Source organism: Streptomyces sp. NPDC024698 (assembly GCF_055559015.1).
Window position 1 is genome coordinate 335131 of sequence record NZ_JBVHLK010000007.1, and the last position, 15168, is coordinate 350298.

The 15168-nt window shown below is 70.3% G+C and carries 14 protein-coding genes; 12 read left to right on the forward strand and 2 right to left on the reverse strand.

Annotated features, from left to right (window positions below; genetic code table 11):
* Positions 1-102: 102 nt before the first annotated feature.
* The 12 genes from ACZ4AA_RS19540 to ACZ4AA_RS19595 all read left to right on the forward strand — a co-directional run bounded on the left by ACZ4AA_RS19540 (position 103) and on the right by ACZ4AA_RS19595 (position 12702).
* The gene (locus ACZ4AA_RS19540; RefSeq protein ID WP_467603219.1) at positions 103-648 is read left to right on the forward strand and encodes a hypothetical protein; all 546 of its coding nucleotides are present in this window, start codon (positions 103-105) and stop codon (positions 646-648) included.
* 187 nt (positions 649-835) lie between these two features.
* Entirely contained in the window at positions 836-1684 is an 849-nt protein-coding gene (pdxS, locus tag ACZ4AA_RS19545) for a pyridoxal 5'-phosphate synthase lyase subunit PdxS (RefSeq protein ID WP_245173337.1), read from the forward strand.
* Positions 1685-1688: 4 nt separating this feature from the next.
* Positions 1689-2294 (forward strand): pyridoxal 5'-phosphate synthase glutaminase subunit PdxT, encoded by a 606-nt coding sequence (gene pdxT / locus ACZ4AA_RS19550; RefSeq protein WP_467603222.1) that lies wholly within the window; start codon positions 1689-1691, stop codon positions 2292-2294.
* Between the two features lie 76 nt (positions 2295-2370).
* A complete protein-coding gene (locus tag ACZ4AA_RS19555; RefSeq protein WP_467603224.1) occupies positions 2371-3123 on the forward strand; it encodes a YebC/PmpR family DNA-binding transcriptional regulator in 753 nt (250 codons plus the stop codon).
* 132 nt (positions 3124-3255) lie between these two features.
* Positions 3256-3852 (forward strand): crossover junction endodeoxyribonuclease RuvC, encoded by a 597-nt coding sequence (gene ruvC / locus ACZ4AA_RS19560; protein ID WP_467603226.1) that lies wholly within the window; start codon positions 3256-3258, stop codon positions 3850-3852.
* On the forward strand, positions 3849-4460 hold the full coding sequence (gene ruvA, locus ACZ4AA_RS19565; protein ID WP_467603229.1) for a Holliday junction branch migration protein RuvA: 612 nt from the start codon (positions 3849-3851) through the stop codon (positions 4458-4460). The genes ruvC and ruvA overlap by 4 nt, the downstream gene beginning before the upstream one ends.
* 97 nt (positions 4461-4557) lie before the next feature.
* Entirely contained in the window at positions 4558-5652 is a 1095-nt protein-coding gene (ruvB, locus tag ACZ4AA_RS19570) for a Holliday junction branch migration DNA helicase RuvB (protein WP_467603231.1), read from the forward strand.
* A gap of 163 nt (positions 5653-5815) precedes the next feature.
* Positions 5816-6334: a preprotein translocase subunit YajC gene (gene yajC / locus ACZ4AA_RS19575; RefSeq protein ID WP_467603234.1), complete on the forward strand. Its 519-nt coding sequence runs from the start codon at positions 5816-5818 to the stop codon at positions 6332-6334.
* A 141-nt stretch (positions 6335-6475) separates the two neighbouring features.
* On the forward strand, positions 6476-8230 hold the full coding sequence (gene secD / locus ACZ4AA_RS19580; RefSeq protein WP_467603236.1) for a protein translocase subunit SecD: 1755 nt from the start codon (positions 6476-6478) through the stop codon (positions 8228-8230).
* Between the two features lies 1 nt (position 8231).
* Positions 8232-9347 (forward strand): protein translocase subunit SecF, encoded by a 1116-nt coding sequence (gene secF, locus ACZ4AA_RS19585; RefSeq protein ID WP_467603239.1) that lies wholly within the window; start codon positions 8232-8234, stop codon positions 9345-9347.
* A complete protein-coding gene (locus ACZ4AA_RS19590; protein ID WP_467603242.1) occupies positions 9344-9883 on the forward strand; it encodes an adenine phosphoribosyltransferase in 540 nt (179 codons plus the stop codon). The genes secF and ACZ4AA_RS19590 overlap by 4 nt, the downstream gene beginning before the upstream one ends.
* A 230-nt stretch (positions 9884-10113) precedes the next feature.
* Entirely contained in the window at positions 10114-12702 is a 2589-nt protein-coding gene (locus ACZ4AA_RS19595) for a RelA/SpoT family protein (protein ID WP_467603246.1), read from the forward strand.
* A gap of 106 nt (positions 12703-12808) precedes the next feature.
* Here the strand turns inward: ACZ4AA_RS19595 and ACZ4AA_RS19600 are convergent, their stop codons facing one another.
* Both ACZ4AA_RS19600 and ACZ4AA_RS19605 read right to left on the reverse strand, forming a co-directional pair.
* Positions 12809-14038, reverse strand: coding sequence for a DUF349 domain-containing protein (locus ACZ4AA_RS19600; protein WP_467603250.1), 1230 nt, complete (start codon positions 14036-14038; stop codon positions 12809-12811).
* 135 nt (positions 14039-14173) lie between these two features.
* Positions 14174-15007 carry a peptidylprolyl isomerase gene (locus tag ACZ4AA_RS19605; RefSeq protein WP_467603254.1) on the reverse strand — a complete coding sequence of 278 codons (834 nt, stop codon included), beginning with the start codon at positions 15005-15007 and terminating at the stop codon, positions 14174-14176.
* Positions 15008-15168 lie beyond the last annotated feature (161 nt).

Below are 15168 nucleotides of genomic sequence, written 5' to 3' on the forward strand. Positions count from 1 at the left end.
ACACGACGGTCCGGTGTCCGGCCGGCCGGTGTGGTGCCGAGTCGCGGGCCCGGTGCGCGGGCCCCGGCGGGCCGGTGACGCGCACCGGTAGCCTTGCCGCCCGTGACCGCAACCCTCATCTGGATCCTCGTCGGCCTCGTCGCGATCGGCCTCTACCTGAGCTGGACCGCCGGCCGTCTCGACCGGCTGCACTCCCGTATCGACGCCGCCCGCGCCGCCCTCGACGCGCAACTGCTGCGCCGGGCCTCCGTCGCGCAGGAACTGGCCACCTCCGGAGTGCTCGACCCGGCCGCCTCGATCGTCCTCTACGAAGCGGCGCACGCGGCCCGGCAGGCCGAGGAGGAACAGCGCGAGGTGGCCGAGAGCGACCTGAGCCAGGCCCTGCGGGCGGTGTTCGGGGAGACCCAGCAGGTCGAGGCGGTACGGGAGGCGCCCGGCGGCGAGGAGGCGGCCGGTGAGCTGGCCCAGGCCGTGCGCCGGGTACCGATGGCACGGCGCTTCCACAACGACGCCGTACGCGCCGCCCGCGCCCTGCGCCGGCACCGCAAGGTCCGCTGGTTCCGCCTCGCGGGCCACGCCCCCTTCCCCATGGCCTTCGAGATGGACGACGAGCCCCCCGTGGCCCTGGCCGACCGCCCGACGAACTGACGCGCACCGGCGGGCCGGACCGAAAACGAGCCACCGCCTCCCCATTGGCCCTTGCAGTGGACTGGTCACTTCGCGTTTCCTCGGAGCTGCACAAATCCTCTTCCCCGAGCGAGGTCAACCCGTGTCCAGCACCCTCTCCAACTCCGCCGAGAACACCGCGATCGGTACCGCCCGCGTCAAGCGCGGCATGGCCGAGCAGCTCAAGGGCGGCGTGATCATGGACGTGGTCAACGCCGAGCAGGCGAAGATCGCCGAGGACGCAGGCGCCGTTGCCGTCATGGCCCTGGAGCGGGTCCCCGCCGACATCCGCAAGGACGGCGGCGTCGCCCGGATGTCGGACCCGAACATGATCGAGGAGATCATCGAGGCGGTCTCCATCCCCGTGATGGCCAAGTCCCGCATCGGTCACTTCGTCGAGGCCCAGGTCCTCCAGTCCCTCGGTGTCGACTACATCGACGAGTCCGAGGTCCTCACCCCGGCCGACGAGGTCAACCACTCCGACAAGTTCGCGTTCACCACGCCCTTCGTCTGTGGTGCCACCAACCTGGGCGAGGCCCTGCGCCGTATCGCCGAGGGCGCGGCCATGATCCGCTCCAAGGGCGAGGCCGGCACCGGCAACGTCGTCGAGGCCGTCCGTCACCTGCGCCAGATCAAGAACGAGATCGCCCGCCTGCGCGGCTTCGACAACAACGAGCTGTACGCCGCCGCCAAGGACCTGCGTGCCCCGTACGAGCTCGTCAAGGAGGTCGCCGAGCTCGGCAAGCTGCCGGTCGTGCTGTTCTCCGCCGGTGGTGTCGCCACCCCCGCCGACGCCGCGCTCATGCGCCAGCTCGGTGCCGAGGGCGTCTTCGTCGGCTCCGGCATCTTCAAGTCCGGCGACCCGGCCAAGCGCGCCGCCGCCATCGTGAAGGCCACCACCTTCTACGACGACCCGAAGATCATCGCGGACGCGTCCCGCAACCTCGGCGAGGCCATGGTCGGCATCAACTGCGACACCCTCCCCGAGACCGAGCGCTACGCCAACCGCGGCTGGTAGTCGCATGAGCACTCCTGTCATTGGCGTCCTGGCTCTCCAGGGCGACGTACGGGAACACCTCATCGCCCTGGCCGCGGCGGACGCCGTGGCCAGGCCGGTGCGGCGGCCCGAGGAGCTCGCGGAGATCGACGGTCTGGTCATACCGGGCGGCGAGTCCACCACCATCTCCAAGCTGGCGGTCCTCTTCGGAGTGATGGAGCCGCTGCGCGCGCGGGTCCGCGAGGGCCTGCCCGTCTACGGCACCTGCGCGGGCATGATCATGATCGCCGACAAGATCCTCGACCCGCGCTCGGGCCAGGAGACGATCGGCGGCATCGACATGATCGTGCGCCGCAACGCCTTCGGACGGCAGAACGAGTCCTTCGAGGCGGCGGTCGACGTCGAGGGTGTCGAGGGCGCTCCCGTGGAGGGCGTCTTCATCCGGGCCCCCTGGGTCGAGTCCGTGGGCGCGGAGACCGAGGTGCTCGCCGAGCACGGCGGCCACATCGTCGCGGTGCGCCAGGGAAACGCGCTCGCCACCTCGTTCCACCCGGAGCTGACCGGCGACCACCGCATGCACGCTCTGTTCGTCGACATGGTGCGCGCGAACCGGACACCGGCGTCCTTGTAGGATCTGTGGGGTCTCCCCGGGTTCTCGACGCCTGGGGGAGTCCGTACAGGTTGGGTTACGCGAAGGAGACAGGCAGATGTCCGGCCACTCTAAATGGGCTACGACGAAGCACAAGAAGGCCGTGATCGACGCCAAGCGCGGCAAGCTCTTCGCGAAGATGATCAAGAACATCGAGGTCGCGGCCCGCACCGGTGGCGCCGATGTGTCCGGCAACCCGACGCTGTTCGACGCCATCCAGAAGGCGAAGAAGAGCTCGGTCCCGAACAAGAACATCGACTCCGCCGTCAAGCGCGGCGCCGGTCTCGAAGCCGGTGGCGCCGACTACGAGACGATCATGTACGAGGGCTACGGCCCGAACGGTGTCGCGGTACTCATCGAGTGCCTCACCGACAACCGCAACCGCGCCGCCTCCGACGTGCGTGTCGCCATGACCCGCAACGGCGGCAGCATGGCCGACCCCGGCTCCGTGTCGTACCTCTTCAACCGCAAGGGCGTCATCGTCGTCCCCAAGGGTGAGCTGAGCGAGGACGACGTCCTGGACGCCGTGCTCGACGCGGGCGCCGAGGAGGTCAACGACCTCGGCGAGAGCTTCGAGGTCCTCTCCGAGGCCACCGACCTGGTCGCGGTGCGCACCGCGCTCCAGGGCGCCGGCATCGACTACGACTCCGCCGACGCCAACTTCGTCCCGACCATGCAGGTCGAGCTCGACGAGGACGGCGCCCGGAAGATCTTCAAGCTGATCGACGCCCTGGAGGACAGCGACGACGTGCAGAACGTCTTCGCCAACTTCGACGTCAGCGACGAGGTCATGGAGAAGGTCGACGCCTGATCCGAGGGCTTGCCCGGAGCGACGGGCCGACGGGACACACCCGTCGGCCCGTCGCTCTGTCAGTGGCACCCGATAGCCTGCACGAACCGGGGAGACCCCCGGCCGTGAGCGGCGAGATCGAAGGAGGCCCGGGTGCGGGTGCTGGGTGTCGACCCCGGGCTGACCCGGTGCGGTGTCGGGGTGGTCGAAGGAGTCGCCGGGCGGCCCCTGACCATGCGCGGAGTCGGAGTCGTCCGCACCCCCGCGGACGGCGAACTGGGCCTGCGCCTGGTCGCCGTCGAGCAGGGCATCGAGCAGTGGCTCGACGAGTACGAACCCGAATACGTCGCCGTGGAGCGGGTGTTCAGCCAGCACAACGTCCGGACCGTGATGGGCACGGCCCAGGCCAGCGCGGTGGCCATGCTCTGCGCGGCCCGGCGCGGCATCCCCGTCGCCCTGCACACCCCGAGCGAGGTCAAGGCCGCCGTCACCGGCAGCGGACGCGCGGACAAGGCCCAGGTCGGCGCCATGGTCACCCGGCTGCTCCGGCTCGCCGAGCCGCCGAAGCCCGCCGACGCGGCGGACGCCCTCGCGCTCGCCATCTGCCACATCTGGCGTGCCCCCGCCCAGAACAGACTCCAGCAGGCCGCGGCGCGGATCGGGCCCGACCGCGCCGTCGCCCAGAACAGACTCCAGCAGGCCGCGGCCGCCCATGCCTCGCGCCCGGCATCGAAAGGCCGTACCGCATGATCGCCTTCGTCAGCGGCCCGGTCGCCGCCCTCGCCCCCGACTCCGCGGTCGTCGAGGTCGGCGGCATCGGCATCGCCGTCCAGTGCACCCCGGGCACGCTCGCCGGGCTCCGCAAGGGACAACAGGCGAAACTCGCCACCTCCCTCGTCGTCCGCGAGGACTCGCTCACCCTCTACGGCTTCGCCGACGACGACGAGCGCCAGGTCTTCGAGCTCCTCCAGACCGCGAGCGGGGTCGGCCCGCGCCTCGCCCAGGCGATGCTCGCCGTGCACACCCCCGACGCCCTGCGCCGCGCCGTGGCCACCGATGACGAGAAGGCCCTCATCGCCGTCCCCGGCATCGGCAAGAAGGGCGCCCAGAAGCTGCTGCTCGAACTCAAGGACCGGCTCGGCGAGCCGCTCGGTCCCGGCGGCCCCGCCATCGGCGCGGCGGTCACCGCGAGCTGGCGCGACCAGCTGCACGCGGCGCTCGTCGGCCTCGGATACGCGACCCGCGAGGCGGACGAGGCGGTCGCCGCCGTCGCCCCGCAGGCCGAGGCGGCCGGGGGAACCCCGCAGGTCGGCCAGCTCCTCAGGGCGGCCCTCCAGACCCTGAACCGAGCACGCTGAAGGTCCCCGGCCCCCGGGCCGGGGACCTGCCCCGGTGCGGCCGGCGCCCGCCGGAACGCCGACCGCCCCACCACCACGAGACCGCGAGGCACCACCGATGAACTGGGACGACACGACAGACGACGCCGCGCAGGAGCGGCTCGTCGGCCCCGCCGCGGAACGGCTGGTGGGACCGGTCGCCGACGGCGAGGACCAGGCCGTCGAGGCCGCGCTGCGCCCCAAGGACCTGGACGAATTCATCGGCCAGGAGAAGGTCCGTGAACAGCTCGACCTGGTCCTGCGGGCCGCCCGCGCGCGAGGGGCCACCGCCGACCACGTACTGCTCTCCGGCGCCCCCGGCCTCGGCAAGACCACCCTCTCCATGATCATCGCGGCGGAGATGGGCGCCCCGATCCGGATCACCAGCGGCCCCGCCATCCAGCACGCCGGAGACCTCGCCGCGATCCTCTCCTCCCTCCAGGAGGGCGAGGTCCTCTTCCTCGACGAGATCCACCGCATGTCCCGGCCCGCCGAGGAGATGCTCTACATGGCGATGGAGGACTTCCGCGTCGACGTCATCGTCGGCAAGGGCCCGGGTGCCACCGCCATCCCGCTGGAACTGCCCCCGTTCACCCTGGTCGGCGCCACCACGCGCGCGGGACTCCTGCCCCCGCCGCTGCGCGACCGCTTCGGCTTCACCGCCCACATGGAGTTCTACGAGCCCGCCGAACTGGAGCGTGTCGTCCACCGCTCCGCCGGCCTCCTGGACGTCGAGATCGGCTCCCAGGGCGCCGCGGAGATCGCCGGCCGCTCCCGCGGCACGCCCCGCATCGCCAACCGCCTGCTGCGCCGCGTGCGCGACTACGCACAGGTCAGAGCGGACGGAGTCATCACCCGGGAGATCGCCGCGGCGGCACTGAAGGTCTACGAGGTCGACGCGCGCGGTCTCGACCGTCTCGACCGCGGAGTCCTCGAAGCCCTGATCAAGCTCTTCGGCGGCGGTCCTGTCGGATTGTCCACACTCGCTGTCGCCGTGGGGGAGGAGCGTGAGACGGTGGAGGAAGTAGCCGAGCCCTTTCTCGTACGGGAGGGGCTCCTCGCCCGCACTCCCCGTGGCCGGGTGGCGACACCCGCGGCATGGGCGCATCTCGGCCTCACGCCTCCCCGCCGGTCAACCGGCGGAAACGGACAAGAGGACCTGTTCGGGGCGTGACGGCGTGCGTACGGACCGGGGCAGGAACCCCGGTGCCATGCTGAGCGTTGTTCCCTGAGTGCGGACTCGCTTAGACTCCGCCGATGCCGCCCATGTCGACGGCATACATACCCCCATCCAGCAGGCCGCTCACCTTTGCGGTTGAAGAAGGAAGTCCCGACCCGTGAGTCCTCTGACCCTCCTCCCGTTCATCGTGCTCATCGGGGCCATGTTCCTGATGACCCGGTCGGCCAAGAAGAAGCAGCAGCAGGCGGCTTCGATGCGCAACGAGCTCCAGCCGGGCTCCGGCGTGCGCACGATCGGCGGTATGTACGCCACCGTCAAGGAGGTCAACGACGACACGGTCCTCCTCGACGCGGCCCCGGGTGTCGAACTGCTCTTCGCGAAGAACGCGATCGGCGCCGTCCTCACAGACGACGAGTACAACCGCATCGTCCACGGCATCGAGCACGACCTGAAGGCCGACGGCTCCGTCGTGCCGGACGACGCCTCCTCCCTCACCGAGACCGACGAGCCCGCCGCCGACGCCTCTTCCGACGCCTCCGACGACAAGCCCCTCGACCTCGGCAAGAAGGACGCGCAGGACACGGCGGCCGACGAGGTCGTCGAGGCGAAGGCCGACGAGTCCGCCGTCGACGCGGCGGAGCCGAAGAAGACCGACGGCGGGGCCGACGCGAAGTAGTCACGATCCGGGAGCGCGGCGCGATCCGCTCGCGCCTCGCCACTCCCGGGGCGTGCTGTTCTCGCACGAGGTCCCGACACCATGGCATGGCCGTTCCGCGCTCACCCGGCGCAGGGGCGGCCCGAGAGGGAGTACGAGAAGGTGGCAGCACCGAAGAAGGGCCGGAGCGCGAGCGCCCAGAGCAGGCCGGGGCGCTCGCTGGCCCTGATCCTGATCGCCATCGCGGCGCTCACCGGAGGCATGTTCGCGACCGGGCACCCCACGCCGCGTCTCGGCATCGACCTCGCCGGCGGCACGAGCATCACGCTCACGGCGAAGAACGAGCCGGGCCAGCCCAACGCGATCAACAAGACCAACATGGACACCGCGGTCGACATCATGAACCGCCGTGTCAACGGTCTCGGTGTCTCCGAGGCCGAGGTTCAGACCCAGGGATCCGACAACATCATTGTCAACATCCCCAAGGGCACGAACTCGGAGCAGGCCCGCAAGCAGGTCGGCACCACCGCCAAGCTCTACTTCCGCCCCGTGCTGGCCACCGGGGCCTCCGGCGGCACCGCGACGGCCACCCCGACGCCGAGCGCCTCCGGCAGCACGTCGAAGGACAAGGCGACCTCGTCCTCTCCGTCCGCGACGCCGTCGGCCTCCGCCACCACCCAGGGCCGCCCGGTCACCGACGCCCTGAAGGCGGGCTCCTCGCCGTCCGCGAGCAGCACCCCCAGCTCCTCGTCCTCGCCCTCCTCCAGCGCCTCGCCGTCCGCGAGCGCCAGCGTGGACCCCGCGACCGCCAAGCTCCAGGCCCAGTACGCCGCGCTCGACTGCTCCGACAAGGCGGCCCGTGCCACGGCCGGTTCCGGCGCCAAGCCGACCGAGCCGACGGTGGCCTGCGGCCAGGCCAAGGACTCCTCGGGTCAGTGGCAGAAGTACGTGCTCGGCGCGGCCGAGGTGTCCGGCACGGACATCAAGCAGGCCGGCGCGGTCTTCGACACGCAGAGCGCCGCGGGCTGGAAGGTCACCATGGAGTTCACCTCCGGTGGCTCCAAGAAGTTCGCCTCCATCACCGGCAAGCTCGCGCAGAACCAGCCGCCGCAGAACCAGTTCGCGATCGTCCTCGACGGTCAGGTCGTCTCCGACCCGCGCGTGACCGAGTCGCTGAGCGGCAACGCGGAGATCTCCGGCAGCTTCACCCAGACCGAGGCGCAGGACCTGGCCAACATGCTGAAGTACGGCGCCCTGCCGCTCAGCTTCAAGGAGTCCAGCGTCACCACGGTGACCGCCGCGCTCGGGGGCGAGCAGCTGCACGCCGGACTGATCGCGGGCGCCATCGGCCTCGCGCTGGTCGTCCTCTACCTGGTGATCTACTACCGGGGCCTGTCGGTCATCGCCATCGCCTCCCTCGGCGTCTCGGCGATCCTCACCTACGTGCTCATGGCGCTGCTCGGTCCGGCCATCGGCTTCGCGCTGAACCTGCCGGCCGTCTGCGGCGCGATCGTCGCGATCGGTATCACCGCGGACTCGTTCATCGTGTTCTTCGAACGCATCCGTGACGAGATCCGTGAGGGCCGCACCCTGCGGCCCGCCGTCGAGCGTGCCTGGCCGCGTGCCCGGCGCACGATCCTGGTCTCCGACTTCGTGTCGTTCCTCGCCGCCGCGGTGCTCTTCATCGTCACCGTCGGCAAGGTCCAGGGCTTCGCGTTCACCCTCGGTCTGACCACCGTGCTCGACGTCGTCGTCGTGTTCCTCTTCACCAAGCCCCTGATGACCCTCCTCGCCCGCAGGAAGTTCTTCGCCGAGGGACACAAGTGGTCCGGCCTCGACCCGAAGCGACTGGGCGCCAAGCCGCCGCTGCGCCGCACCCGTCGCGCGTCCGCCCCCGTCGACACGAAGGAGGCGTGAGATGTCGAAACTCGGCACCCTCGGCGCCCGGCTCCACCGCGGCGAGATCGGCTACGACTTCGTCGGCAAGCGCAAGATCTGGTACGGCATCTCGATCCTGATCACCATCACGGCCATCCTCGGCCTGACGGTGCGGGGCCTGAACATGGGCATCGAGTTCCAGGGCGGAGCCGTCTTCACGACCGGCAAGTCCAGCGTCTCGGTGACCCAGGCGGAGACGTACGCGCACGAGGCCTCCGGCCACGAAGCGGTCGTCCAGAAGCTCGGCAACGGCAGCCTGCGCATCCAGATCGCCGGCATCGACACGGACAAGTCCGACGCGATCAAGAACAAGCTCGCCACGGACCTGAACGTCAAGGCCGACGACATCAACGCCGACCTGGTCGGCCCCAGCTGGGGTGACCAGATCGCCAACAAGGCCTGGGAGGGCCTGGCGATCTTCATGGTCCTCGTCGTGATCTACCTGGCCATCGCCTTCGAGTGGCGCATGGCCATCGCGGCCCTGGTCGCACTGATCCACGACATCACCATCACGGTCGGCATCTACGCCCTGGTCGGCTTCGAGGTCACCCCGGGCACCGTGATCGGTCTGCTCACGATCCTCGGTTACTCGCTCTACGACACGGTCGTCGTCTTCGACAGCCTCAAGGAGCAGACGAAGGACATCACGAAGCAGACCCGCTGGACCTACAGCGACGTCGCCGACCGCTCGATCAACAGCACCCTGGTGCGTTCCATCAACACCACGGTGGTCGCGCTGCTGCCGGTCGCCGGCCTGCTGTTCATCGGTGGTGGCGTGCTCGGCGCCGGTGTGCTCAACGACATCTCGCTGTCGCTGTTCGTCGGCCTCGCGGCCGGCGCGTACTCCTCGATCTTCATCGCCACGCCGCTCGTCGCCGACCTCAAGGAGCGCGAGCCGCAGATGAAGGCCCTGCGCAAGCGGGTCCTCGCCAAGCGGGCCCAGGCGGCCGCCACAGGCGAGTCCCTGGAGCCGCGCGCCGCCGAGCCCTCGTACGAGGACGACGAGGACGACGTCACTCCCGCGGTCGTCGGCCCCCGCAACCAGCCCGCGTCCCGGGCCCGTGGCCGTGGCCGTCCCTCGGGGAAGCGCCGATGACCGGCATCGAGGAACTGCTGACCAGCCGTATCCGTGACGTGGCCGACTACCCGGAGCCGGGCGTGATGTTCAAGGACATCACCCCGCTCCTGGCCGACCCGGCCGCGTTCGCCGCCCTGACCGGCGCCCTGGCGGAGATCGCGGTGGCCAACGGAGCCACCAAGATCGTCGGTCTGGAGGCCCGCGGCTTCATCCTCGGAGCCCCGGTCGCCGTCCACGCCGGGATCGGCTTCATCCCCGTGCGCAAGGCGGGCAAGCTCCCCGGAGCGACCCTGTCGCAGGCGTACGACCTGGAGTACGGCTCCGCCGAGATCGAGGTGCACGCCGAGGACCTCGGCGCGGCCGACCGCGTGCTGGTCGTCGACGACGTCCTCGCCACCGGCGGCACCGCCGAGGCCTCGCTCCAGCTCATCCGCAGGGCGGGCGCCGAGGTCGCGGGCGTCGCCGTGCTGATGGAGCTCGGCTTCCTGGGCGGCCGCGGCCGTCTGGAGCCGGCCCTGGCGGGGGCTCCTCTGGAGGCGCTCCTGACGGTCTGAGGACCGCGCGCACGCCACCTGGGAGTCTGTTCCCGGACAGGCCCCCGAAAGGCCTGAGGCACCCGTAGGACACCGTGGAGGCGGGCCCGGAGGAATCCGGCGCCCGCCTCCGGCGTTCTGTGTGTACGAGGCCGCCCGCGGCGGCCGACAGCGAGTCCGGCGCGAAGGATCGCTACCATGGGGTTTCCGGAGCCTGACCGGGGGACCCGGATCGCGCACGAGGAGCCCTCTTGCCAGACGAGGCCCAGCCATTCGCCCCCAGCGCGGAACGCCTGGAGCGAACCGCCTCCACCCAGCCCGAGTCCGCCTCGGGCGCCGTGGAGAAGCCCGCACGGAAGGTAGCGAGCGGGCCGGTCGAGCACGCCCAGTCCGCGTCCGACGGCACGGCGGCCGAGGGCTCACGTCCCAAGCCGGCCCCGCCCGAGAGCGCCGCGGACACCCCGCCCGAGCGCCCCGCGCACACCCCGCCGGTCCGCCCCGCGGCCTCCCAGCCCGCCCGCTCCGGCGGCTCCTCCAACCGCGTCCGGGCCCGCCTGGCCCGTCTCGGCGTCCAGCGCTCGAACCCGTACAACCCGGTGCTCGAACCGCTGCTGCGGATAGTGCGCAGCAACGACCCCAAGATCGAGACGTCGACGCTCCGGCAGATCGAGCAGGCCTACCAGGTCGCCGAGCGCTGGCACCGCGGCCAGAAGCGCAAGAGCGGCGACCCGTACATCACGCACCCGCTCGCCGTCACCACCATCCTCGCCGAGCTGGGCATGGACCCGGCGACGCTCATGGCCGGCCTGCTGCACGACACGGTCGAGGACACCGAGTACGGCCTGGACCAGCTGCGCCGTGACTTCGGCGACTCGGTCGCCCTGCTGGTCGACGGCGTCACCAAGCTGGACAAGGTCAAGTTCGGCGAGGCCGCCCAGGCCGAGACCGTGCGCAAGATGGTCGTCGCCATGGCCAAGGACCCCCGCGTCCTGGTCATCAAGCTCGCCGACCGCCTGCACAACATGCGCACCATGCGCTATCTCAAGCGCGAGAAGCAGGAGAAGAAGGCGCGCGAGACCCTGGAGATCTACGCGCCGCTCGCCCACCGCCTGGGCATGAACACCATCAAGTGGGAGCTGGAGGACCTCGCCTTCGCGATCCTCTACCCCAAGATGTACGACGAGATCGTGCGCCTGGTCGCCGAGCGCGCCCCCAAGCGCGACGAGTACCTCGCCATAGTGACCGACGAGGTCCAGTCCGACCTGCGCGCGGCCCGTATCAAGGCGACGGTCACCGGCCGCCCGAAGCACTACTACAGCGTCTACCAGAAGATGATCGTCCGCGGCCGTGACTTCGCGGAGATCTACGACCTGGTGGGCATCCGCGTCCTCGTGGACACCGTCCGCGACTGCTACGCGGCACTCGGCACCGTGCACGCGCGATGGAACCCGGTCCCCGGCCGGTTCAAGGACTACATCGCGATGCCGAAGTTCAACATGTACCAGTCGCTGCACACGACGGTCATCGGCCCCAACGGCAAGCCCGTCGAACTCCAGATCCGTACGTTCGACATGCACCGCCGTGCCGAGTACGGCATCGCCGCGCACTGGAAGTACAAGCAGGAGACCGTCGCCGGTTCCTCCAAGATCCGCACCGACGTGCCCCGGGCGGCCAAGGGCAGCGCGGGCCAGGACACCGTCAACGACATGGCGTGGCTGCGCCAGCTGCTCGACTGGCAGAAGGAGACCGAGGACCCCAGCGAGTTCCTGGAGTCCCTGCGCTTCGACCTGTCGCGCAACGAGGTCTTCGTCTTCACGCCCAAGGGCGACGTGATAGCGCTCCCGGCCGGCGCGACGCCGGTGGACTTCGCGTACGCGGTCCACACGGAGGTCGGCCACCGGACGATAGGAGCACGGGTCAACGGACGCCTGGTGCCGCTGGAGTCCACCCTGGACAACGGCGACCTGGTCGAGGTCTTCACCTCCAAGGCGGCCGGCGCGGGCCCCTCCCGCGACTGGCTCGGCTTCGTGAAGTCGCCGCGCGCCCGCAACAAGATCCGCGCCTGGTTCTCCAAGGAACGCCGCGACGAGGCGATCGAACACGGCAAGGACGCCATCGCGCGCGCGATGCGCAAGCAGAACCTGCCGATCCAGCGGATCCTCACCGGGGACTCGCTCGTCACCCTCGCGCACGAGATGCGCTACCCCGACATCTCGTCCCTGTACGCGGCGATCGGCGAGGGCCATGTCACGGCCCAGAGCGTCGTGCAGAAGCTCGTGCAGGCGCTCGGCGGCGAGGAGGCGGCCACCGAGGAGATCGACGAGTCCGTACCCCCGGCGCGCGGCCGCGGCCGCAAGCGGCGCAGCAACAACGATCCCGGTGTGGTCGTCAAGGGCGTCGACGACGTGTGGGTCAAGCTCGCCCGCTGCTGCACGCCGGTCCCGGGCGACCCGATCATCGGATTCGTCACCCGCGGAAGCGGTGTCTCGGTCCACCGCAGCGACTGCGTCAACGTCGACTCGCTCTCGCGTGAGCCCGAACGCATCCTGGAGGTCGAGTGGGCCCCCACCCAGTCCTCGGTCTTCCTGGTCGCCATACAGGTCGAGGCGCTGGACCGGTCCCGGCTGCTGTCGGACGTCACCCGCGTCCTGTCCGACCAGCACGTCAACATCCTGTCCGCGGCCGTCCAGACCTCCCGCGACCGGGTCGCCACCTCCCGGTTCACCTTCGAGATGGGCGACCCCAAGCACCTGGGGCACGTCCTGAAGGCCGTCCGGGGCGTCGAGGGCGTCTACGACGTCTACCGCGTGACCTCGGCCCGCAGACCGTCCGAGGCCTGACACCCGCCCCCGTCCGCCCGGTCACCCGCCGGGCGGACGGCGGACACGCGTGAAGGGGCCCCCGTACGGTGTGTACGGGGGCCCCTTCACGCGTGTCCGGCCGAACTCAGCCGCCGAACTCCTGAAGACCCTTCAGCGCCTGGTCCAGCAGCGCCTGACGGCCGTCCAGCTCCCGCTGGAGCTTGTCGGCCTTCGCGGTGTTGCCGGCCGAACGCGCGGCCTCGATCTGGCCCTGGAGCTTGTCGACGGCGGCCTGGAGCTGACCGGTCAGACCCTCGGCACGCGCGCGTGCCTCCGGGTTCGTCCGGCGCCACTCGGTCTCCTCCGACTCCTGGAGAGCCCGCTCCACCGCGTGCATCCGGCCCTCGACCTTCGGGCGGGCGTCGCGCGGCACGTGGCCGATGGCCTCCCAACGCTCGTTCAGGGAACGGAAGGCCGCACGGGCCGCCTTCAGATCCTGCACCGGGACGAGCTTCTCGGCCTCCTCGGCCAGCTCCTCCTTGAGCTTCAGGTTCTCCGTCTGCTCCGCGTCGCGCTCGGCGAAGACCCCGCTGCGCGCCGCGAAGAACACGTCCTGGGCGCCGCGGAAGCGGTTCCACAGATCGTCCTCGTGCTCGCGCTGGGCACGGCCCGCGGCCTTCCAGTCCGCCATCAGCTCGCGGTAGCGGGCCGCCGTCGGACCCCAGTCCGACGAGCCGGACAGCGCCTCGGCCTCGGTGACCAGTTTCTCCTTGGTCTTGCGGGCCTCCTCGCGCTGCGCGTCCAGCGAGGCGAAGTGCGCCTTGCGCCGCTTGGAGAACGCCGAGCGGGCGTGCGAGAAGCGGTGCCACAGCTCGTCGTCCGACTTGCGGTCGAGTCGCGGCAGCCCCTTCCACGTGTCCACCAGCGCGCGCAGCCGCTCACCGGCCGCCCGCCACTGGTCGCTCTGCGCCAGCTCCTCGGCCTCGACGACCAGCGCCTCCTTGGCGTGCCGCGCCTCGTCGGACTGCTTGGCCCGCTGGACCTTGCGTTCCTCGCGGCGCGCGTCGACGGTCTCCACCAGCTTGTCCAGCCGTACCCTCAACGCGTCCAGATCGCCGACCGCGTGGTGGGCGACCACCTGATCGCGGATGTGATCGATGGCGACCTGGGCGTCCTTCGCCGACAGATCGGTGGTCTTCACCCGCTTTTCGAGGAGGCCGATCTCGACAACCAGGCCTTCGTACTTGCGCTCGAAGTAGGCCAACGCCTCATCAGGCGTGCCGGCCTGCCAGGAGCCGACGACCTGCTCGCCGTCGGCCGTACGCACGTACACGGTCCCCGTCTCATCGACGCGGCCCCACGGGTCGCTGCTCACAGCGCCTCCTCCACATGATGCCTGCGGGGGGCTTCCGCGCCCCCTGGCATCGTCCACAGTTTCGTCACGGCCAACATAGGCGACCGGCGGGGCGGCTGTCCGCATCCCGCGCGACCGAAATTCAGCAGCTGACGGTCAGGATTTCGTCACGGTCAGCTTGTTGATCACGACGGTCGCGTTCGGCGCGCCATCGCCCTGACCCGTACTCTCACCGGCGGCCGCGATCTTCTTCAGGACCGTCAGACCGGACGGGGAAATAGTTCCGAACGGTGTGTAGCTGGGCGGGAGCTTACTGTCCGCGTACACCAGGAAGAACTGGCTGCCGCCGGTGTGCTTCTGGCCGGTGTTGGCCATGGCGATCGTGCCCGCCGGGTACGTGTCGTTCTTCAGCGACGCGTCCTTCAGGTTCTCGTCCGGGATCGTGTACCCCGGACCGCCGTTGCCCTTGGCCGTCGGGTCGCCGCACTGAAGGACGTAGATGCCGTTGGTGGTGAGCCGGTGGCACTTGGTGTGGTCGAAGAAGCCCTTGCCGGCGAGGAAGTCGAACGAGTTCACCGTGTGCGGGGCGGCCGACGCCTTGAGCGCGATGTCGATGTCACCGCAGGTCGTCGCCATCTTCATGGTGTAGGCGGCGGACTTGTCGATGGTGAGCGCCGGCTCGGTCTTCCATGTGAGCGACTTCACCGCACCCGTGGCGGGCTTCGCGCACGGATCGGGAGCCTTGCTCGTCGGCGCCGCGCTCGGTGTCGCGCTGGGCGTCGCCTCGGCCCCCGCGTTCGTCTTCTTGTCGTCGCTCTTGAAGAGCCCGGTCGCGTATGCCGTCGCACCGCCCGCGACGACCACGCCGACGACCGCCGCGATCACCGCGTTGCGGGTCTGGTTCCTTCGTCGAGCGGATGTGCGGCGCTGCTGCTGTCGCAAGAACTTCTCCCGGGCGAGCTGACGCCGCCGCTGTTCCTGGCTGACCACCGGGTTTCTCCTCGTGCGTCTCGTACGGCGAGTGGGACGCGAGCGTCGCGTGAGCCGACCGCTTGCGTGTGCCCCGTACCGTATATGGGTTCGCTGAGGAATCGGCAGCGCCGGTAGGCTCTGATCCACAGCCAACCGCCCCGTACGACTCCAGCGCGTAC

Bases quoted from the DNA above. Each gene is read 5' to 3' on its own strand.
- pdxS (WP_245173337.1), top strand. From the start codon at position 836: ATGGCCGAGCAGCTCAAGGGCGGCGTGATCATGGACGTGGTCAACGCC.
- pdxT (WP_467603222.1), top strand. From the start codon at position 1,689: ATGAGCACTCCTGTCATTGGCGTCCTGGCTCTCCAGGGCGACGTACGG.
- ACZ4AA_RS19555 (WP_467603224.1), top strand. From the start codon at position 2,371: ATGTCCGGCCACTCTAAATGGGCTACGACGAAGCACAAGAAGGCCGTG.
- ruvA (WP_467603229.1), top strand. From the start codon at position 3,849: ATGATCGCCTTCGTCAGCGGCCCGGTCGCCGCCCTCGCCCCCGACTCC.
- ruvB (WP_467603231.1), top strand. From the start codon at position 4,558: ATGAACTGGGACGACACGACAGACGACGCCGCGCAGGAGCGGCTCGTC.
- secF (WP_467603239.1), top strand. From the start codon at position 8,232: ATGTCGAAACTCGGCACCCTCGGCGCCCGGCTCCACCGCGGCGAGATC.
- ACZ4AA_RS19590 (WP_467603242.1), top strand. From the start codon at position 9,344: ATGACCGGCATCGAGGAACTGCTGACCAGCCGTATCCGTGACGTGGCC.